Raw genomic sequence first — 21460 nt, 5'->3', positions numbered from 1 at the left:
ATCAGTCCGTTACAGCATAGGCGAAATTAGCCTTGCCACAGCTTCCTTCACTTTAAACCACCATTTTCTTCTATAATACCAATCCTTAGTAATTTCAACACAGCTTTCCAAATCCCTTAAAAAGTCTGCCTCCAAGGATTGGGTTAACCCAGCATCAAACATAAATGCGTTTACCTCGAAGTTCAAATCAAAGCTTCGTACATCCATATTGGCCGTACCAACGGATGCAACCAAACCATCGATACATAATGTTTTGGCATGGATAAATCCTTTTTCATATTGATAACAACGCACTCCAGCCTCCAAAAGCTCCCCCAAATAGGACATACTTGCCCAATATACAAAAACATGGTCAGGGTTGCCAGGAATAATAATGCGAACATCAATCCCTGATAGAGCAGCAACCCGCAATGCCTCCAAAATACCATCGTCGGGAACAAAGTAAGGTGTGGTAAGATAAATATGGTCCTCCGCCTCATTCATCATCTTAAAGTAACCATTGCGGATATTTTTCCACTGGGTATCAGGTCCACTAGATACAATTTGGGTTTCCACCCCGTCCCACTGATCCCTTTCAGGGAAATACTTTTCTTCAAGGGGAACGGCTCCACTTTTGGCGGTAAAGTTCCAATCCATAATAAAACGAATTTGCATCTGGTCTATGGCATCCCCTTCAAAACGAAGATGGGTGTCTCTCCATGGGCCATATCGTTTTACGATACCTAAGTATTCATCACCCACATTAAATCCACCAATGTATCCAACCTCTCCGTCAATAACACACAGCTTTCTATGGTTTCTGTAATTTATTCTCACAAAAAAAGGTGGCAAAAAGGCCGCTGTGAAGCCGCCTGCTTCATGTAACTTATGAAAGTATTTTTTCGGCAAAGACGAGTTCCCCATGCCATCGTATAAAAGACGTACTTCCACCCCTTCTTTCGCCTTCTTTACCAGCTCTTCTAATAAACGTCCCCCAAGCTTGTCTCCCCGCCAAATATAATATTCAAGATGAATAAATTTTTTTGCCTTACGGATATCTCGCACCAGAGCTTCAAACTTATCCTTCCCTCTACTAAGTAGGGTTACTTTGTTGTTAAACGTCATCCAGTTTCCAGAATTTAAGTGGAGATAGGCCAAATCTGTTAAATACTCCGCTTCAACCAGCCTTCCTCGACTTTCAATCAATGCCTTTTGGCGTTGTATTTTTTCAACGGAATGCCGATCATGAAATAAGTATTTGAAGTATACCTTTTGGTCATACTCCTCCTTTTGTCGAAACATTTTTTCTTGCTTCCCATTTTTCCCAAAAACCAAATATATTAAGAAACCAAAAATAGGTATGAAAAACAAAACCAAGAGCCACGCCCATGTACTGGCGGGATTTCTACGCTCAAAAAAAACCATCAAGCCGGCTAAAAGCACGTTGATAATCAAAATAATCGCCGCCAAATAAGCCATTGCTGTAAGTACCTGTGTACTCATGAAAGACTCTCTCCTTTTTTGCACCAAGTTTCTTGTAGTATACTATATTCTTCCAAAACTATGCAAGTTATGTCTAGGTTAAAAAAAGTGAAATTTTCATTTTTCCTACTTCCCTAAAAACAAAAACGATGTTAGAATAGAATAAGTATGAAATGGAAATACGCAAACCTCTGCTTTGCGTAAATTAAGGAGGAACTATTAGTGAACAACTTTTCAGATGTATTGATTATTATTCTTGTGGTATTATCCGTCGTCCTTGCTGTCCTTTATTATATTAACAAAAAAAGTACGCGTAAGATGATACAAGCCCAGGACTTTATTGAAAATAACCGTACAACGGTACAAATTTTTATCATTGATAAAAGGCAAGAAAAGCCTTCTCCTTCTAATTTGCCAAAGGCCGTATACGAGCAAATGCCGAAAACTACAAAAATGCGTAAAGCCAACTTGGTTCGTGCTAAAATCGGTCCTCAGATTACTACGCTTATTTGTGATAAACCCGTTTACAATGTGCTTCCCGTGAAAAAAAGCATCAAAGTTGACTTAGCTGGGATGTATATTATCGGCGTTACTGGCATGAATTTGGAAGATAAAAAGAAAAAGACAATGACAGAAAAAATGTCCGCTAGCTTAAACAGAAAATTATCTAACAAATAATAATTCAAACATGAGACCTCTTTTGCTAAAGCAAAGGAGGTTTTTTTTCATTTACCCACGTGTACGAATCATAAAATATCCTCTATACCAAAAAAACCGATACAAAATAGACTTTTCAAGCCCAATTTGTATCGGTTAAAATCTTTAACACAAGGCCATCATTTAGGGGAAATTCTTTTTCTCCTCATTCTAATCTTATAGAATTTCTATGTAAAACCCTAAACATCACGATTAACGATTCAGCCACCAAGTACCAAAATTCAAGTACGCCGCAAAGCAAAGCCATATGACATAAGGTATTTGCAGCCTTGCAGCCACCGTAGAAACTTCGTTAAAGTCCTTTACCATTGCCAAAACCAAAAGTAATAAGACAATTAACCAAACAAAAGCAAAAAATCTCCACTCTAATGTAAAGAAGAAGAAGCTCCAACAGAAGTTAAACACAAGCTGGATAAAAAATGTCTTCAGTGCTTCTTTTCGCTTGGGGCTATCTGAACAATAAACAATTGCGGCGCCAATTCCCATAAGGATATAAAGAATTGTCCATACCACAGGGAATACCCATGCTGGAGGGGCTAGTGGCGGTTGATTTAAAGTTTGATACTGACTCATAGCCCCCATATTCAAAAATCCAGATAAACCACCTACACCTAATGATAATAAAATAAAAAATAAACCAGATACTTTTTTGTTGCACATAAACCTTCCCCCTTTTAACACAAAAGAACGTCTCTTAGTCTATTTATATTTCATTTCCATACAAACCATTCTAAAAAACTGTTTCTCGGTTAAAACCTCTACGCCTCCCCTCCTATAAAAACTCCTTGATCAAACTCCTTGATCAATGGGAAAAATACACCCACAAAGTGTGGGTCACTGCTTATCTTGTTTCCTACTTTGCATAAATACTCGTTTGCATATCATCCCAGCTTCCTAAATATTTAAAAATCCGTACAAACCATCTATTAATCGTACCCCTAAGTTATGAATAATTGCTTGTAAAAAAATGGCGAGTAGCCTATGCTACCCGCCAAAAGAAAAATCAAAATTTATACTGCTGTCTTTAACTCTCTACGATTTACAACCAACTGAGAGGCTACAATAAAACCAATGATAGAAACACCCATAATATCTGTAGCCAAACTAGGATGAATTGACATCAATCCGCAAGCTATACAAATAAAACGACTAAAAGGGTTTAAATCTCTAAACATATAGCCCATCATACCACCAGAAATGGCAAACATACCGATAAAAGAAGTAATTACCACCTGAATTACCTGAATTGGTGTTGTATTGATGAACAATAGCGCCTCATTGTATGCAAACACATAAGGTATAATAAATGCGGCGATGGCCAACACTGTTGCGTTAAAAGCTGTTTTCATGGGGTTTGCTCCTGCAATTGCAGAGCCAGCATATGCCGCCAATGCAACAGGTGGGGTAATATCCGCAACAATACCAAAGTAGAATACGAACATATTCGCAGCAATGACGTTCATGTTCATGCCTGTAATCAAAATTGGGGCACATGTTGTTGCCATAATGATATAGTTCGCCGTTGTAGGCACACCCATACCCAAAATGATACAACAAATCATTGTCAATATTAATGCAATCATTAAGTTATTGCCCGCTATGGAAACAATACCGGATATAAAAATCTGGCCTAATCCCGTCATACTTACAACACCAGCGATGATACCCGCCATACCACAAGCAGCTGCCACAGAAAGAGTTCCTTTACCCCCGCTTTCCAAGGCTGTGAAGAAACCATCTACGGTCATGCGGTTTTCTTTATTAAACATACTAACTGCGATAGCAACCAAAGTGGCAAAAATTGCAGAACGAGACATTGTGTAGCCATCAATAATCATATACACCAACACAACCAAAGGAAGGAGTAAATATATATTTTTAAACAAGTGGCTAAATTTAGGCAATTCTTCTTTCGGGATACCCATTAACTTTAGTTTTTTCGCTTTAAAGTGTACCATCAAGAAAATACCTGAGAAGTATAGGAATGCAGGTAAAATAGCCTTTTGAATAATGCTTGCATACTCCACGCCACACATCTCGGCCATCAAGAACGCCGCCGCACCCATAATCGGGGGCATAATCTGGCCACCAGTGGAAGCAGCAGCCTCAACGGCACCAGCAAACTCTCCAGGATAACCTGTCTTTTTCATCATCGGAATGGTAACACTACCTGTGGTAACCGTGTTTCCAACGGAACTACCGGAAACCATACCACACAATGCACTGGAAATAACCGCAACCTTTGCAGGACCACCAGAGCTGGCACCAGCAATTGAGTTTGCACATTGTATAAAGAAGTTTGATATGCCCGTAGCCTCCAAAAAGGAACCAAAAATAATAAACAAAACAATAAACGTAGAACAAACACCGATAGGCACACCAATGACACCAGTGGTGGTATAAAACAAGTTGTAAATAATTCGTCTCAGAGGCAGTCCCGTGGAGAATGCGTAGATTACGAATAATGTTGCCACAACAATAATTGGAATACCTGTTACACGGCGGCAAGCCTCCGTTAACACCAAAATACCAATAATACCCACGATCACTTCAACTTGCCCAATTCTGGTTGCCTTTTGGATAATTTCGTTGAAATTCACAACATAGTAAAAAAAGCTTCCAGAACCTGCAATCCCCAAAATCCAGTCGTACAAAGGGATATGGTTTACCCTTTGCTCCACACCCTTTCTTCTGGGATACACGGTGAACACCAGTAAAATTACCATACCCAAGAATAAACAACGTCTAACCTGCTCACCCCAGTTGGCGAATAAGTTCATGTACACCATAAATAAAGCAAACCCGATTAACATGGAGCGTACAATTACCTTTGGAATCCCCTCAAAGTGACGTACGTTTGCTTCTCTATCATACTTTTTCATAACAGCTGCCAAATCAGCACCGCTTTCAGCTGCGTGCAAAACTGCTGTGTTTTCCAAAGACGATTTTTCTTTCTTTTTAAACACCTTGCTTCCTCCTCCTTTTCATCAATCTCTCATCAGAGTCTTTCTCAAACCAGTTTCAAACGTTCTCAACTGTCTTTTAAAGAACAAAAAACAATGATCCCTTCCTTCTTCGGAAAGAAACTATGGGTAAAAAACGAAAACTTAAGATTTCAGAAAGTCTCTGACTGCATCTTTCCTTTTTCTACTTCTTCCCCTTTTCATAGCTGAAGGAGACGAATCTATCCTCGCCGCAAAGCTGACGCAGACTAATTTCCTCTCCATTTACCCTTAAAATATGGTCATATACAGGGCTAACATTATAGGAAAGCTCGGCAATGGGCTTGTTGAACCCAGAAATAATCATAGAGCCATCTTCTCCGTAGGTTAATGTCTGCCCATCTTCCAATTCCGTTTGCACCCCTGCCCCAAAGTTATAGTATACGGTTTCGTATACAACAATTTCCCCATTCTCAATCCGATAGCGATCTTCCACCGGAGATTGATTGACAGAGTGCATGAATTGCACAGAAAATTCCTCGCCTTCTTCCATGGGGTAACTTGCAAGAATATCGCCTGTTCTCCCGTTCCACAATTTCAGGCAATCTCCTGTATGGTTCATATGAAAAATAGTAGTTGCAATAATAACTGCTATTATTGCAACCACTATGCCAACAATCTGTTTGATGCTTAGTCTGCTGTTATCCAACAATTAACTAAGAACGCCAATCTCTTTAAAGTATTTCTCAGCGCCTGGGTGGAAAGGAACGGAAATACCCTGAGTAGCTGCATTGGGGTCTAACTCTTCAAACTTAGCGTTACTATTTGCCAACGCATCTTTGTTTTCAAAGAGTGCCTTCGTTAGTTCATAAATAGCATCTTCTGTCACGTCATTGGCAGTAATTAAGGTTGCACGTACACTCAATGTCTGTACGTCATCCGCAACGGCAGAGTATGTTCCACCCGGAATAATTGTCTTTGTGTAGAAAGGATATTCACTCATCAAAGCTTCTGCATGCTCATCATCAATAGTTAACAAGTTGATGTCTTTGGAGATCGCCAAGTCAACTACCGCTGTTGTAGGCGCACCTGCTGTGATAAATGCCGCATCAATCTTACCATCTTTGATGGAGTCCGCCGCATCACCAAAGCTACCGTTTACTTTCGTGATGTCTGAGTTGATGTCAATGCCGTAGGCAGCCAAAATTTGTGTTGCATTAAATTCAACACCACTACCTGCGTCACCCACGTTTATTCTTTTTCCCTTTAAGTCTTCAATGCTCTTAATGTCGGTTGATGCAATAATCTGGCAAGTTTCATCATAAACACCGGCAATAGCAGAGAATGTATCGAAGGAGCCATCTGCTTCAAAAAGGTCTGTTCCATTAAATGCATAATACATTACGTCATTCTGAACGATTGCAATATCAGAAACCTTGTCGTCAATATCCAAAATATTTGCCTTGGAAGCACCTGTGGAAACAACCTTAAGATTAACATTTTCCATTGCATTGTTTAATACTGTGGACATTGTACCACCAACTGCGTAGTATGTTCCGGTTGTGCCACCTGTGCCCAGTGTCAATTGTTCTACAGCGCCAGAAGCACTGTCCGCACCATTATCAGCATCCTCATTGCTGCTACTTCCACCACCACAACCTGTAAACGCCATCATCGCAGTTACAGCTAAAGCTGTTAATGTTACCAGTTTCTTTTTCATTTGCTCATCTCCTTATTTTTTCCTTGATTGCTTTATGCAAATAATTACATTTATATTCAGGACTCATTTTACCATATTTCGATGTATAATTCAATCTTAAATTCACAGTTTTATAGCCTAATCTCTGTATTTAATTAGTTTTTCTCATGTTTTTTCCAATAAACACTGTTTTACCATGCAAAATACTGATTAATTCATGTGTTGTAATGAATAAATTGCTAAAAAGCAAAAGTTCTCTCAGTTTATTCCTACGAAATAAATCATTCATTTTTTGAATAATTCTAATTCTTTTGAATTTAATTTGTGAATATATTAATAATCTGTGCATAATTTGAATAAAATTCCAAGTCTGGACAATCCTATTTGAAATGTGTAAAATATAATAGAAAGAAAGCTGTTTTGTTTACTGCAAAGGAGAATTCCTATGTCTACACACACAATTCAATATGAAGGCATAAAATTAGAATTTGAACTGATTCGTAAAAATGTGAAATATATTAATCTCCGTGTCAATAAGCATGGAAACGTTGTTGTCTCTGCATCCAAAAAAGTACCTCTTTCTGTAATAGAAGAATTTGTTCAGTCAAAGTCCCTTTGGATTATCACCCACCTTGCAGAGATTGAAAAATTACGCAAAAATTTACCACCAACGGGTTTTTTTGATGGAAAAACCCTCTATTATCTAGGGAAACCTTATCAATTGGTACTTTCAAAAGGGCCTTCTATGATAGTAATACAAGGAGATAAAGTAATTATGTCTTCCCAAAATTCCGCAGAAAATGCTTTACACGCTGAGTATCTCCTCTGGTTAAAAAAGCAATCCTCCATGGTATTTGAGGAAGTCATGGATCATGTCTATCCCATGGTAGAGCCCTACGGAATCAGCCGCCCAACCATTCAAATACGAAATATGAAAACCCTTTGGGGAAGCTGTACCACTGGAGGCAATACCATTCGCTTAAACCTTCAATTAATAAAAGCTTCCAAAGATTGCATCGAACAGGTTGTTCTCCATGAGCTATTACATTTTCTCCATAAGAACCACGGGAAGGAGTTTTATGCTCTTTTAAGTCAGTTAATGCCTGACTGGCAGGATAGAAAAAGTAAGCTAGAAGCGAAATTTAAGGATGGCACGTGAAATTTGCGACAATGTTTCCTTGACAAACCCTTCAAAAGGGCATATAATGATAAACATAACATTATGTAATCAATATTGCCGCGGAGTGGAGCAGTCCGGTAGCTCGTCGGGCTCATAACCCGAAGGTCGTCAGTTCAAATCTGGCCTCCGCAATCTAACCCCCTATTTTTAGGGGGTTTTTGTTTTGCCCTATTTTCAATAAAACCTAACTCCTCCATTATCCTAATTTTTTTATTACCCTTCGCCCACAACTCTCAAATTCTATGTACATTACTTAATGGGAACCCAAATAGTAATAATTGAATCACGCCGATTCCAATGAAAACGATCATCATATTTTTCAAAATGGAGAACTTCATCGTGAAAAGGAACATATCCGTTGTCGGGTAGAATCTGCTTATAAATTTCAGTATAAGTGTCATAGATTCGATTCATAGGCCCTATGTGTTCCACTACGCAATATTTGCAAAAAGGAATCTCTTTCGATACAAATTGCTCTGGTATAGCCATTGGTGTTGGTATAGCACAGAAGTAGAAGAGCTTTCCATTCTTACGCTCCATCAAAGCATATTTAACCCAGTTCTCACACATAGACAAACACGATTTTTTTAAATCTGAATTAAAACTTCGCCAAAATTGTGAGCATATCCGAACATTTTCTTTTTTGGAATTTGTCAGTTGCACTGAACGCCCTATCAATGTAAAAGCATCTCGTTCTTGAATAGAATGGCTCATCTCTTTTCCCTATGGGCTGTTATGATTGTATAGCTGAATGCATTTACTGTTATGACACATCCATCAGCATGAACATACCAGTTTTTCCCCTTTCTTGTAATATCAGCATTGTCAGATGATATTGTAGCCTTACACCAACCGACTACATCATCTGTATTCAAAGCAAGATTTTTCTTTATTCGGACTACACCCAGTTCAGTGGTATGCAACTTATCTAAATTTGCAATTAAATCATAATCCATATCCTTCATTGAAACCTCCCGTTATACCAAAAGTCCTATTTCTTAAAATAAAAAGTCACGTACAAGTTCAACTCATACATGACTTATCTTTTTAAAGGCTGCGAGATACAAACTCTTCTATGTATAGTTCTTCGCTTTTTTGTACTTCTTTATGATATGCCTCAAGCTTTTTTTCTTTTAATTTTTCCAAAGTTGAAGTTTCAATCTTCACTTCTACCACTTCTGCTCTTTTTTCTTCTTCTTTAATTTTTAATTCCTCAAGGTGCACCTTTTCTTGCTGGATTTCCACCTCAAGCTTATAAAGAAAGCCCGAATACTCCATTGCTTCAATGATTGCGATTCCTGACATCTTTTTTTCATTAAACTCACAGTTTACGCATTTGAACTTTTCAATAAGACAGTCAATCTTTTCATTTTGTGCGTTTACCATGGCAATGGTTCTTGCATGTTCAGCTTTCTTGTTTTCTAGCCGCTGATTTTTAAAATTCATAACAGATTCCAGCTGAAAACTAAACTTTTTCATTTAATCACCCACATTATTAGATATTCCTAGTTATTTTAAGATTTCCTCCATCTGATTTAGTGTCTCCTCAAAAGATATTTTATCGTCAACACCCTGTTTCAAAAATGCATTAATTTTGTCTATTTTAGAAATGGCAAAGTCCAACTTAGGATTTGTCCCATGTTTATATGCACCAATGGAAATCAAGTCACTATTCTTTTCATAAATGCTAAGTATATCTCTTAGTTTTGAAGCTAACTCTAAATGTTCTGGCTCTGCAATAGCGTTCATAAGTCTGGAAATGCTGGCGTTTACGTCAATTGCAGGAAAATGGTTACCATTCGCTAGCTTTCTTGATAAAACAATATGCCCGTCTATAATACCTCTTACCGTATCTGCAATGGGGTCATTGGTATCATCCCCTTCAACCAGCACTGTATATATCCCCGTAATGGAACCCTCCTTAAAATTACCCGTACGCTCCAGAAGCTTTGGCATTTCTGCATAAATAGAGGGTGTATACCCTCTGGCAATGGGTGGCTCACCAATGGCTAAACCAATTTCTCGCTGAGCCATTGCAAATCTGGTTAAGGAGTCCATCATCAGCAATACATCCTTCCCTTGGTTTTTAAAATATTCTGCAATGGCAGTGGCAACCAAAGGGCATTTCATACGAAGCATAGCAGACTGATCTGAGGTGGCAACAACCAAAACAGAGCGCTTTAGGCCCTCTTCACCCAAATCCCGTTCAATAAACTCACGAACTTCTCGACCTCTTTCCCCCACCAATGCAATCACGTTTATATCCGTTTTTACATTTTTGGCAAGCATACCAAGGAGGGTACTCTTGCCCACACCACTTCCGGCAAAAATCCCCATTCTTTGGCCCTTACCAATGGTAAGCAAGCCATCGATGGCTTTCACACCGAACTCCATCTTTTCCTCAATAGGCGGTCTGGTGAGGGGGTTTGTGGCAACGCTATCTACGGGGAAATATTGATCGGTCTTTAGTTCCCCTAAACCATCCATCGGTCTTCCCATAGCATCAATGATTCTTCCCTGTAAAAAATCACCCACTGCTATTTTTAAGCATTCATTTGTATTCTTAACAAAAGTACCCGCAGAAACCCCTTTGATACTCTCATAGGGCATTAAAAGAATTCGGTCGTCCCGAAAGCCAACGGTTTCCGCCATAATTTGTTTCTTCTCGCTTTCGTTATAAATCATGCTGATTTCACCTATACTGGCTTTCCTGCCAGACGCCTCGATTGCCATACCAACAATGTTCTCAATCTTACCTATATGGCTGATGGTGTTTGCACGTTTAATAACGTCTACCAATTCGTTAAACAATATTATTCCCTCCGAGTTCCTACACTCTTCATTATCCCCCTGATATTTTCAATTTGGGTACTTGCACTGGCATCAATTATTTGATCCGGCAGCTCAATAATACAGGTTCCCGGTGCAGAGTCTTCCATGACAATTACCTTAATATGCTCCGACACATGAGAAAGTGCATCAAGTAAGTCTGCATTTGACTGTACAATTAAAGAAGAATCGCTTTTAGAAATATAAATTTTTACCCATTCTTTATATTTCATTTTGTTTGTGGCAGTTACAATCATCTTTTTAATGATTTCACCACTGGTTTTTAAACTAACGTGAATCACCTTTTCTGCAACAGCGATGGCTAACTCCTTTAGTTCATCAATATTTTGGGAAAGCAGCAGTTCCTTCTCTTCTTCAAATGCTTGAATAATATCCCTTGCCTGGAGGAGAAAAACAGCAGTCTCCTCATCCGTTTCTGCCTTATGCTCCTCATAAGCTTTTTCATAGCCATCCTGATAACCCTCTTGAGATCCTTGGTTAAAGGCCTTTTCTTTTATTTCCTCAGCATCTTGTTGGGCTTGCTTTATCATATCATCTGCTTTTTTTTGGGCTTCGGCAAGTATTTTTTCCTCTTTTGCAAGAAGTTCGGCTTCCCTTTTTTCTAATTCTATTAAAAGCAAGCTGTTTTCTATGGGTTCAGGGGGGCACTCCTCTTGGGGTTCTTCCAATTCAATTTCTACTTCCTCAATCACTTCATTCGTAAAGTCAGGAAGGACAATTTCACAACCCCTTTGACAGGTATGCTCCTTCTCCTCAACTTCAGCCCCAAATTGCGCAAACGGGAAGGAGCCTACTGTTGATTCATCACTATGCAATAATATCATCCTTTCCACCCTTAGAAACTATGATCTGACCCGAATCCTCAAGCTTTCTGATTACGCTAACAATTCTCTGCTGTGCATCCTCAACATCTTTCACACGAACATTGGTTGTGATTTCCAGCTCAGATTTAATGGTTTCTGTCATACGAACAGACATATTTCCAAAAATAACACTTGCAACTTCGCTCTGTGCACCCTTAAGCGCATATACCAGGTCTTTCTGGTCAACCTCACGGATAACCCTCTGAATAGAAAGATTGTCCATTCCAACAATGTCTTCGAATACAAACATCTTCTTACGAATTTCTTCAACAAGTTCAACATCCTTCTTACTCAGTTCATCGAAGATATATTTTTCGTCGCCTCTGTCAACATAGTTCATTACTTCGGCGATATAATCAATACCACCAATTTTGGTGTAATCTGTAGTCATTACAGAGGAAAGTTTCTTTTCCACTTCTCTCTCAACAATTTTCATCGCTTCTGGTGCCGCACTATCCATTCTGGCAATGGCCTCAACAACGCTAATCTTTCTATTTTCAGGCAGACCGGCAATAATATTTGCCGCCCTACCTGAATCCATATAAGAGAGAACTAAAGCAATGGTTTGGGGTCTTTCATTGCTCAAAATAGAGAAAATTGACAAATCGTCATACTTACTTAAGAAAGAGAATACTCTGGACTTAAGTGTTTTCTCTACCTTGCCTAATAAGGTGCTTGCCACGTCTTCCCCAAAGGCTTTTTCCAAAACAGATTTAGCGTACTCCATACCGCCTTCCGTAACAACTTTTTGGAGCATACAGTTTTTATAAAACTCGTCCAAAATGTCTTCCGTAACCTCTGCCGGTAAAAACCCTAATTTTGCCACCTCTACGGTTAATCTTTGAACTTCATCTTCCGTCAGATATTTATAGACTTGCGCCGCCTTTTCTGCACCAAGGGAGATAACAACCGCAGCAGCCTTCTGTTCCGGTGTTATAGTATTTTCTTTCGCCAATTTTATTCTCCCCCTCTTAACCAAGTTCTAATGAGCTGTGCTGAAATTTCAGGATTTTCTCCCGCTAGATCTCGAACCTTATTTTTCAGTTCCAAGCCTTTTTCATTTGAAAGATTTAGTATCTTATTTTCAGCGTCTTCTTGTTGCTTTTGCTTCAGTTGTTTTAAATATGCATCAGGAGAAATAGATGGTTCTCTTTTTACGTCAACAGCAGCCATCTGTTTCTTTCTCTTTCTCCTCTTTGATATAATTAAAATAACGATAACTAAAATAATAAGCAGTACTCCCGTGGCAATTGCACCAATAATAATCCAATTATTCCTGCCAATATCATCAAGATTTGCTGGCAATGGACTACTTTCAAAAAATGGTGCCGCAACAATGGCAATTTTGTCTGCCTGACTTTCCTGCTCAATACCAGCAGCATTCCCGATCAAGCCTCTTAAATCCCGTTCTGTAATATTTCCGATGGTTTCGTTGTTAATGGCAACGGACACGGAGATATCTTTGATACTACCCGAGTCAATTTGTGCCTGTTCAGTAAGCTGATTTACCAAATAATCAATGGTATTCTCTTCTTTATAATATGATTCTGTGTCGTCTCGTTCCACTTGGGTGTAGGTAGGTACCTCAGCATTTGACTGTGTTCCGGGAACACCCCCAGCTGTATTTCCATCCCTTACTACCTCAAGGCCACTTGACTCTGTGCCAGGGATGCCCTTTTCAGAACCTTCGATTGGCGTTTCATGATTTATAATTTCTCTAATCTTTTTATCAACATCAACCGTTGTTCTTACGGAAACCTTCACGTTATCCGCACCATAAATAGGGCTTAGCACCGTGAGTATCTTTGTACGAATGGCATCATCCATATGCTTTTCAAACTCAAGCTTCAGCCTGTTTGCACCTTCAGCGATACTATCGCCATTAGAAGAAACATCATTTCCGTTTCCATCTAAAACTACAACATCTGTCATTTCCATGGAAGGAATACTTTTTGAGACCAATCTTTGAATCCCTTTCACCTGCTCCGCAGTGGGAGACCCCCCATCCTCCATAATGACTACAATCGATGCTTGTGCTTTTTGCACGCTTTTTTCATTTAAAACATATTTCTGATCCTCTGCCAAGGCTATCGTAACCTTTGCATCTTTTACCCCCTGAAAAAGCCGAATGGTGGCACCCATTCGATTTTGAAGCTCAAACAACTTATAGCTATTCTTTTCAAAATCCGTGGTGGTCATCCCTATGTTTTCCTTGAAAACATCATATGTAAAACCACTTTTTGGGTAGCCCTCATATACAAGCTGTGCTTTCAGTTTTTCTTCCTGTTCTTTTGGAACTGATATTACACCATCATTCCCATATTTATAGTCTACACCCATGCCCTGTAGCTTTTCTATAATCTCGCTGGCTTCTTGCTGATTTAACCCACTAAAAAGTGTTTCAAACGGTTTATTATTCAAAAAAATAGCAATCCCTATTGAAAAAAGTATAACCAAACAAGTACCACCCAGTATTAGCTTTCGTGCCTTTGGGGTGATTTTTTGATATTGATACTTACCTTTTTCCACCAATTCCTTTAATTTCGTATTCAAAATGGTACCCCTCTTAACTCTATAATTTTATTCTCAGGCTGTTCTGTATTGCGCACCTGTGTTGTAAATTTACAGATTTATTCTCATTAACTCATTATATGATTCTAACGCTTTATTTCTTAAAGTAACTAATAAATCCACTGAAATCTGTGCCTTTGAAGCTGCAAATCCCAAAGAATGGGTATCTTCACTTTGGCCGGTGGCAAACAAATATTGCTCTTTGGCCAAAGCCTTATCAGTTTCTACCACATTAGACACCGCTTCAGAGAAAATATTTCTAAAATCATACTGTTTGTCCTGCCCTTTATTACTTACATTTGCTTGTTCTAACAATTGGATCGGATCCAATCGATTCAGTGATGAAATTTCCATGACTTACCTCCAATGTTTATTTACCAACCTCAAGTCCTTTTATTGCCATTGCTTTCAATGCGTTAAACGCTGTAACGTTGGCATCATATGCTCTGGATGCTTCCATACCATCAATGGTCTCTTTCAAAAGATCCACATTTGGCATCATAACATATCCTCTTTCATCGGCATCGGGATGGGTCGGATCATATACCGACTTAAAAGGGCTTTCATCTTCAATAATTTCGTTAACAACAACCCCCTGCTGACCTGTATATTTCCCCCTAGCTGTTCTACTGAAAATCTCCTGGAAACTTCCTTCGTTCCTGGGTTCAAAAACTACCATACGTCTTCTGTATGCTTCGCCACCCTCTGTTCTTGTGGTATTCACATTAGATATATTTTCTGCAATTACATCCAACCTAGCCCGTTGTGCCGTTAAGCCTGATGCACTGATATTCATGCCGTTTAAAAAAGCCACAAATCCCCCTCCTAACGTTGAATTTTAACTATTTAATTACACTACGAAGTCTATTGAATTCGAAATTTATATTATCGATTGTCATTTGATATTGAATCTGGGCACTTGCCAGCTCCACCTGCTCTACATCCATGTTGACGTTATTCCCGTCCAAACGACTGGATTCGTCTTTTTTTGTATGTACTCTTACAGAAGTGTCCCCTATTCCATCCCCTATTTTACTAGCTCCCATCTGACCGTAAAAATCTATTTTACTTTTTAATTCTTCCTGAAACGTTACATACTGCGCCTTGTAACCAGGAGTAGATGAATTGGCTATATTATTTAGTGTCACCTGTTGCTTTTGCCACAAATAATCTGCCATTCTTTGAGACATCAATACCGAATTGTTAAACAAAAATATGCACCTCTCTTCTTCCTAGTAATAACTACTAAATTATGTAAACATATTACTTACATTTTTTCACATTTCTTGAATTACATTAGAATAATTATGCGTGTAACCAACTTTTGCTATAAAACAACATAAAAGTACAAATTCATACCTTTTGGTCAGCGTTAATTTAGCTTCTTTGGTATAGGATTCGTACTTCAAACAATAAACCATTTTATTTCCGCTGTGTATAATTATAGAGAAATCTCTGGTAAAAAGCAACATTAATCCCTTATTTTTTATGTTAAATGACATAAAAACTATTTTATATAGTTATTTTTGTATAATTTAGTATTAACTATTAAATTATTACAAAAAACCTGCCTAAAAACGTATGGTTTTTGCCCCATTACAAATAGTTTCAACAGAGGCAAAAGTATCCCCCTTTAAAAATTTTGTAACCAAGAAAAGCCAATTCACACACCTTACCAATCATTTTGTAACCAGAACAAAAAAAGCCGAAGCACATTTCTGCACTTCAGCTTTTTGAGTAAAATTAGTGTTTTCTTGTTTCTCTTGGGTAGTTAATCTGAGCCTGGGCCGCAGCCAATCTTGCAATTGGAACACGGAAAGGAGAACAAGAAACGTAGTCCAACCCAATTAAGTGGCAGAATTCAATGGAAGAAGGATCGCCACCGTGCTCCCCACAAATACCCAAGTGGATATCAGGGCGAACAGGCAATGCTTTTTCAACTGCCCACTTCATCAACATACCAACGCCGGTTCTATCTAATCTTGCAGTAGGGTCACATTCATAAATATTTCTATCAATGTAATCTGATAAAATTCTACCAGCATCATCACGAGATAAACCATAGGTCATCTGCGTCAAATCGTTTGTACCGAAAGAGAAGAACTCTGCCTCCGTAGCAATTTCATCTGCTGTCAAACAAGCTCTAGGAATTTCAATCATGGTACCAACAAGGTATTCAAGCTTCTTACCCTTATCCGCCATAACCATTTCTGCCGTTTCAACCACAGTGTTCTTCACATATTTTAATTCTTTAATTTCGCCAATCAAAGGAATCATAATTTCCGGTTTAATATTGATATTCATTTCAGTAGAAACTTCAATTGCCGCCTCAATGATCGCTCTTGTCTGCATTTGGGCAATTTCAGGATAGCTTACCGCCAAACGACAGCCTCTATGGCCCATCATAGGGTTTAATTCATGTAAGCCCCTTGCTTTTACTTTCAACTCTTCCACAGTTTTACCTGTTTCCTTTGCCAAAATTTCAAACTCTTCTTCTGTGTTTGGCATAAACTCATGAAGAGGAGGATCCAGCAAACGAATTGTTACAGGTCTTTCCTGCATAGCCTGATAAATACCCTTGAAGTCTTCTTTCTGAAAAGGTTCAATGCCCTTTAACGCTGCCACTCTTTCCTCAACTGTGTCAGAAAGAATCATTTTTCTAAACTTCATAATTCTATCGCCTTCAAAGAACATATGCTCCGTTCTTGTTAAGCCGATGCCTTCTGCACCAAAGTCAATTGCTGTCTGGGCATCATGAGGTGTGTCAGCATTTGTTCTAACCTTAAGAGATCTTTTTTCGTCGGCCCAAACCATGAATTTGGAGAAATTACCGCTAATTTCAGGGTCAACCGTAGGGATATCCTCGCCGTAAATATTACCGGTAGAACCGTCCAAGGAAATATATTCCCCTTCTTTAAAGGTCTTTCCACCCAAACTGAACGTTTTTGCTGTTTCATTCATCTTGATTTCTTCACAGCCAGATACACAGCAAGTACCCATGCCACGGGCAACAACAGCTGCATGAGAGGTCATACCACCGCGTACAGTCAAGATACCCTGCGCCGCAGCCATACCTTCGATATCTTCAGGGGAAGTTTCCAGACGAACCAAAATGACTCTGTTACCGCCTTCTGCCTGTAATTTTGCATCTTCCGCAGTAAAGCAAACCTTACCAGCTGCCGCACCAGGGGATGCGGGCAGTCCTTTACCCAAAGGTGTGGCCGCCTTTAATGCTTTCGGGTCAAAGGCAGGGTGTAAAATTTGATCCAACTGCTTAGGGTCAACCTTCATCAAAGCTTCTTCCTTTGTAATCAGACCCTCTTCTACCATTTCAACGGCAATACGCAGTGCAGCATTTGCAGTTCTCTTGCCATTTCTTGTTTGCAAGAAATATAACTTACCTTCTTCCACGGTAAATTCCATATCCTGCATATCTTTATAGTGATTTTCTAATTTATTTGCAATTTCCATAAATTGATCGTAAACAGCGGGCATATCCTCTGCCAGCTTCGCAATAGGGTTTGGTGTACGAACACCTGCAACAACGTCTTCACCCTGTGCATTTACTAAGTACTCACCCAACATGGCTTTTTCACCAGTTGCAGCATTTCTTGTAAAGGCAACGCCTGTGCCAGAAGTATCACCCATATTACCGAATACCATCATCTGTACATTAACCGCAGTACCCCAGCTATAAGGAATATCGTTCATTCTTCTGTATACGAATGCACGAGGGTTATCCCAGCTACGGAAAACTGCCATAGCCGCTTCAAACAATTGATCCTTAGGATCCTGAGGGAATTCTTTTCCCTGATCATCAAAGTAAATCTGCTTGAACATTTCTGTAACCTTTTTCAGGTCTTCCGCTGTTAATTCGGTGTCGATGCGTACGCCAACTTCTTCTTTATATTCATCAAGCTTTCTTTCAAATTTGGATTTGGAAACGCCAATAACAACGTCTGCAAACATCATGATGAATCTTCTGTAAGAGTCATAGGCAAATCTAGGGTTGCCTGTTTTCTTTGCCAACCCTTCCACAGATACGTCATTTAAACCAAGGTTTAATACAGTATCCATCATACCAGGCATAGACGCTCTCGCGCCAGAACGTACGGAAACCAGAAGGGGGTTCTCGGGATCACCCAACTTTTTGCCAGCGATTTCTTCAAGCTTGCCAAGAGCCACTTCAATCTCTGCAATCATTTCTTTAGTCAGCTTTTTGCCGCCTTCGTTGTATTCTGTGCAGGCTTCTGTGGAAATGGTAAAGCCCTGAGGAATAGGCAGACCCAACATTGTCATTTCTGCAAGGTTGGCACCCTTACCACCTAAAAGGTTTTTCATGGATGCGTTGCCCTCGCTGAACATATAAACATACTTCTTGCTCATACACACTACCTCCTGTTTTCCATTTGGATGTAAGACTAAAATTTCTTCTTAAAAATAATCTGGAAGACCAATTCAATTAAATTATATCATTTCCATTTCCAAATCTCAACGAAATTCCTAGAGGGAAATAGTCCATTCTACTTTATTGTTCTAAATAAAAAACACTCAGTTGTCATTATGCAATAAAATCCCCTATTAAATCCTCATTTTTACCCCATCTTGCCAAAAAAAATATGCCGACTGCAAATTACAGTCAGCATATTGCATCATGGGACGTTGAATGTCCCACATAAATTTCTGCTTCAAGGTTTTTTCTTTTTTAAGCTTATCGCTATAAGGCATAAGTATACATTGTTTTAAGGAAAATTGCAATAACTTCTAAAGCAAATTAGATTAATACCAGAAAGTCCCATTTTTGATCTCTCATCGGGTTGTCGGTGCCAACAAAATTCGCCCTGTACCACGATAAACATTGACCAGACCTTCCCCAGAAACTGCAGAACCCAAAAGGGTTTTCGAAGATCGCTCTACAGTAAACTTTAAAGAATTAGACCAAGCAATGGCCATGTTTCCATCTATTTTAATTTCATCATCCTCTAATACAAATTCTAAAAGCTCCTCTCTAGGGACTGGGCTCTCCAAAACGGCAATGCCCTTGCCCTTGAGACAGAGGTTAAATAGCCCTTCATTCCCCAAAGCTGCTGATGATAAACTGCCTCTGGCAACTACCTTTTGTTCTACCGTTCCATCACAAGCCATAAACAGTCCGTCATCCAATACCATCCCGTCCCATTTCGAGACATCTTCCAAAAGGACATGACTAAATGTAGGCTCTAACATAACCAATCCTTGCCCCTTATACTCAGGCTTGACAGCAGATTCCTTGGTTACTTTAGAACCGATTGCTTTTCCAAGAAAATCACCTACGCCTTTAATACCGCTGGTTAGCTGCACCTGCCCTGCTGTCCATTGCATCAAACCTCCCTGTACAATACAGCTTCCTCCAGCCAGCTCAACTAGTACCTGTCTGCGTCTTACATTCATTTTTGAAGCAAAATAAGCAGACATGGCCGTTTCTGGGATAACACTCATATCCCTGTGATGCTCAAATACTTTATACTGTCCCATTTCACTGATTTGTTTCATGTTTTCATTATCATAGAGATTCTTACAAGTAACCATTTTAAACGCTCCCCTCAAGTCCTTTTTAGCTTGTTGTTTCATGATATGCCACTCAGTCCTTATTCTCAAGACTTATCATAAATCTAAAGACAAATTTAAGACTTACAATCCCTTTTCCCTCTCTTTTACACCCTCAGCAAACATAAAAACAGCACCCCAACTAAGGTCGGGGTGCACATATTCTTTAAAATTAAAACTCCATTTTTTCTTTCAAATATGCTGTTAATTCAGAGATAGGCATTCTTACCTGTTCCATCGTATCTCTGTCACGAACGGTAACACTCTGACCTTCTTCAGATTCAAAGTCGAATGTGATACAGAAAGGTGTACCAATTTCATCCTGTCTGCGGTAACGCTTACCGATAGAACCAGATTCATCATATTCGCAATTGAATTCTTTAGATAGCATTGCATATACTTCCGTTGCTTTCTCGCTCAACTTCTTGGAAAGAGGCAATACCGCCGCCTTTACAGGTGCAACGGCAGGATGGAAACGCAATACTGTTCTTACATCACCCTCGCCAACTTCTTCCTCATCATAAGCTTCGCATAAGAACGCCAATGTAACACGATCGGCACCCAAGGAAGGCTCGATGCAATAAGGAATATATTTTTCGTTCTTTTCCTGATCAAAATATGTCATATCCTGACCGCTAACTTCCTGATGGCATCTCAAATCGTAATTTGTTCTATCAGCAATACCCCAAAGCTCGCCCCAACCAAAGGGGAACTTAAACTCGATATCTGTTGTTGCGTTGCTGTAATGGCTAAGTTCTTCCTGTTCATGGTCACGCAAACGGATGCTTTCTTCCTTCATATTCAGTTTTAATAACCAATCCTTACAGAAGTTTCTCCAGTATTCAAACCACTGTAAATCAGAGCCTGGTTCACAGAAGAATTCTAATTCCATTTGCTCGAATTCCCTTGTACGGAAGGTAAAATTACCGGGTGTAATTTCGTTACGGAAAGACTTGCCTACCTGACCAATACCGAAAGGAAGTTTCTTTCTGCTGGTACGCTGAACATTCTTAAAGTTTACAAAAATACCCTGTGCTGTTTCAGGACGAAGATATACAACGTTTTTTGCATCTTCAGTAACACCCTGAAATGTTTTGAACATTAAGTTAAACTGACGGATATCTGTGAAGTTATGGGCACCACAAGAAGGGCAAACCACAGTATGCTCGTCAACAAATTTCTTCATATCTTCATTGCTCCAACCATCAACCACCATTTCAGGCATATCATGCTGTGCAATATGATCTTCAATTAATTTATCTGCTCGGAAACGTTCTTTACATTCTTTACAATCCATCAACGGATCACTAAAGCCACCAACGTGACCGGAAGCAACCCATGTTTGAGGGTTCATTAAGATTGCGCAATCTACACCAACGTTATAAGGGCTTTCCTGAATAAACTTCTTCCACCAAGCCTTCTTAATGTTGTTTTTTAGCTCAACACCAATTGGGCCATAATCCCAAGTGTTTGCCAAACCGCCGTAAATTTCGGAACCGGGGTAAACAAAACCTCTGTTTTTCGCTAACGCTACTACTTTTTCCATTGTTTTTTCTGCCATGATAATTCCTCCTTCAAAAAAGTCAATCAT

Annotated in this window: 20 protein-coding genes and 1 tRNA gene; 3 read left to right on the top strand and 18 right to left on the bottom strand. The window is 39.2% G+C overall.

Annotated features, from left to right (window positions below):
- Positions 1 to 9 precede the first annotated feature (9 nt).
- Positions 10 to 1482 carry a cardiolipin synthase gene (cls, locus tag RBQ60_RS01550; RefSeq protein ID WP_307884848.1) on the bottom strand — a complete coding sequence of 491 codons (1473 nt, stop codon included), beginning with the start codon at positions 1480 to 1482 and terminating at the stop codon, positions 10 to 12.
- Positions 1483 to 1683: 201 nt separating this feature from the next.
- Between cls and RBQ60_RS01545 the strand changes: the two genes are divergently transcribed.
- Positions 1684 to 2139 carry a hypothetical protein gene (locus tag RBQ60_RS01545; RefSeq protein ID WP_307884847.1) on the top strand — a complete coding sequence of 152 codons (456 nt, stop codon included), beginning with the start codon at positions 1684 to 1686 and terminating at the stop codon, positions 2137 to 2139.
- A 231-nt stretch (positions 2140 to 2370) separates the two neighbouring features.
- Here the strand turns inward: RBQ60_RS01545 and RBQ60_RS01540 are convergent, their stop codons facing one another.
- The 4 genes from RBQ60_RS01540 to RBQ60_RS01525 form a co-directional block, all read right to left on the bottom strand.
- Positions 2371 to 2838: a TspO/MBR family protein gene (locus RBQ60_RS01540; protein ID WP_307884846.1), complete on the bottom strand. Its 468-nt coding sequence runs from the start codon at positions 2836 to 2838 to the stop codon at positions 2371 to 2373.
- Positions 2839 to 3188: 350 nt separating this feature from the next.
- Positions 3189 to 5144, bottom strand: a complete 1956-nt coding sequence (locus RBQ60_RS01535) for a TRAP transporter permease (RefSeq protein ID WP_307884845.1) — start codon at positions 5142 to 5144, stop codon at positions 3189 to 3191.
- 181 nt (positions 5145 to 5325) lie between these two features.
- Positions 5326 to 5715: a DUF1850 domain-containing protein gene (locus RBQ60_RS01530; RefSeq protein ID WP_307884844.1), complete on the bottom strand. Its 390-nt coding sequence runs from the start codon at positions 5713 to 5715 to the stop codon at positions 5326 to 5328.
- A gap of 117 nt (positions 5716 to 5832) precedes the next feature.
- A complete protein-coding gene (locus RBQ60_RS01525; RefSeq protein ID WP_307884843.1) occupies positions 5833 to 6840 on the bottom strand; it encodes a TAXI family TRAP transporter solute-binding subunit in 1008 nt (335 codons plus the stop codon).
- 424 nt (positions 6841 to 7264) lie between these two features.
- Here RBQ60_RS01525 and RBQ60_RS01520 point away from each other — a divergent pair, with 424 nt between their 5' ends.
- Together RBQ60_RS01520 and RBQ60_RS01515 are read left to right on the top strand one after the other, a co-directional pair.
- Complete coding sequence (locus RBQ60_RS01520) at positions 7265 to 7978, top strand: M48 family metallopeptidase (protein ID WP_307884842.1); 714 nt, start codon at positions 7265 to 7267, stop codon at positions 7976 to 7978.
- Between the two features lie 79 nt (positions 7979 to 8057).
- Positions 8058 to 8131: transfer RNA gene (locus tag RBQ60_RS01515), tRNA-Met, on the top strand.
- 117 nt (positions 8132 to 8248) lie between these two features.
- Here RBQ60_RS01515 and RBQ60_RS01510 read toward each other — a convergent pair.
- The 13 genes from RBQ60_RS01510 to RBQ60_RS01450 form a co-directional block, all read right to left on the bottom strand.
- Positions 8249 to 8713: a GyrI-like domain-containing protein gene (locus RBQ60_RS01510; RefSeq protein WP_307884841.1), complete on the bottom strand. Its 465-nt coding sequence runs from the start codon at positions 8711 to 8713 to the stop codon at positions 8249 to 8251.
- Positions 8710 to 8964 (bottom strand): DUF3781 domain-containing protein, encoded by a 255-nt coding sequence (locus tag RBQ60_RS01505; RefSeq protein ID WP_442871373.1) that lies wholly within the window; start codon positions 8962 to 8964, stop codon positions 8710 to 8712. The genes RBQ60_RS01510 and RBQ60_RS01505 overlap by 4 nt, the downstream gene beginning before the upstream one ends.
- A gap of 82 nt (positions 8965 to 9046) precedes the next feature.
- Complete coding sequence (fliJ, locus tag RBQ60_RS01500) at positions 9047 to 9478, bottom strand: flagellar export protein FliJ (RefSeq protein ID WP_307884840.1); 432 nt, start codon at positions 9476 to 9478, stop codon at positions 9047 to 9049.
- A 30-nt stretch (positions 9479 to 9508) separates the two neighbouring features.
- Positions 9509 to 10810: a flagellar protein export ATPase FliI gene (fliI, locus tag RBQ60_RS01495; RefSeq protein ID WP_307884839.1), complete on the bottom strand. Its 1302-nt coding sequence runs from the start codon at positions 10808 to 10810 to the stop codon at positions 9509 to 9511.
- 2 nt (positions 10811 to 10812) lie between these two features.
- Positions 10813 to 11673 (bottom strand): FliH/SctL family protein, encoded by an 861-nt coding sequence (locus tag RBQ60_RS01490; RefSeq protein ID WP_307884838.1) that lies wholly within the window; start codon positions 11671 to 11673, stop codon positions 10813 to 10815.
- Positions 11657 to 12667, bottom strand: a complete 1011-nt coding sequence (fliG, locus tag RBQ60_RS01485) for a flagellar motor switch protein FliG (protein ID WP_307884837.1) — start codon at positions 12665 to 12667, stop codon at positions 11657 to 11659. The genes RBQ60_RS01490 and fliG overlap by 17 nt, the downstream gene beginning before the upstream one ends.
- Before the next feature lie 2 nt (positions 12668 to 12669).
- Positions 12670 to 14265, bottom strand: coding sequence for a flagellar basal-body MS-ring/collar protein FliF (gene fliF / locus RBQ60_RS01480; protein ID WP_307884836.1), 1596 nt, complete (start codon positions 14263 to 14265; stop codon positions 12670 to 12672).
- A 69-nt stretch (positions 14266 to 14334) separates the two neighbouring features.
- Entirely contained in the window at positions 14335 to 14637 is a 303-nt protein-coding gene (locus RBQ60_RS01475; protein ID WP_307884835.1) for a flagellar hook-basal body complex protein FliE, read from the bottom strand.
- Positions 14638 to 14653: 16 nt separating this feature from the next.
- Positions 14654 to 15097 carry a flagellar basal body rod protein FlgC gene (gene flgC, locus RBQ60_RS01470; RefSeq protein ID WP_307884834.1) on the bottom strand — a complete coding sequence of 148 codons (444 nt, stop codon included), beginning with the start codon at positions 15095 to 15097 and terminating at the stop codon, positions 14654 to 14656.
- 28 nt (positions 15098 to 15125) lie between these two features.
- The gene (flgB, locus tag RBQ60_RS01465; protein ID WP_307884833.1) at positions 15126 to 15494 is read right to left on the bottom strand and encodes a flagellar basal body rod protein FlgB; all 369 of its coding nucleotides are present in this window, start codon (positions 15492 to 15494) and stop codon (positions 15126 to 15128) included.
- Between the two features lie 532 nt (positions 15495 to 16026).
- Positions 16027 to 18669 (bottom strand): pyruvate, phosphate dikinase, encoded by a 2643-nt coding sequence (ppdK, locus tag RBQ60_RS01460; RefSeq protein ID WP_307884832.1) that lies wholly within the window; start codon positions 18667 to 18669, stop codon positions 16027 to 16029.
- 423 nt (positions 18670 to 19092) lie between these two features.
- On the bottom strand, positions 19093 to 19851 hold the full coding sequence (locus RBQ60_RS01455) for an AIM24 family protein (RefSeq protein WP_307884831.1): 759 nt from the start codon (positions 19849 to 19851) through the stop codon (positions 19093 to 19095).
- Positions 19852 to 20041: 190 nt separating this feature from the next.
- Positions 20042 to 21430 carry a glycine--tRNA ligase gene (locus RBQ60_RS01450; RefSeq protein ID WP_307884830.1) on the bottom strand — a complete coding sequence of 463 codons (1389 nt, stop codon included), beginning with the start codon at positions 21428 to 21430 and terminating at the stop codon, positions 20042 to 20044.
- Between the last annotated feature and the right edge of the window lie 30 nt (positions 21431 to 21460).

Source organism: Anaerotignum sp. MB30-C6, from assembly GCF_030908465.1.
Taxonomy (GTDB): Bacteria; Bacillota; Clostridia; order Lachnospirales; family Anaerotignaceae; genus Chakrabartyella.
The sequence above is the reverse complement of the archived record's forward strand: the minus strand, read 5'-3'. Positions and strand labels throughout refer to the sequence as shown.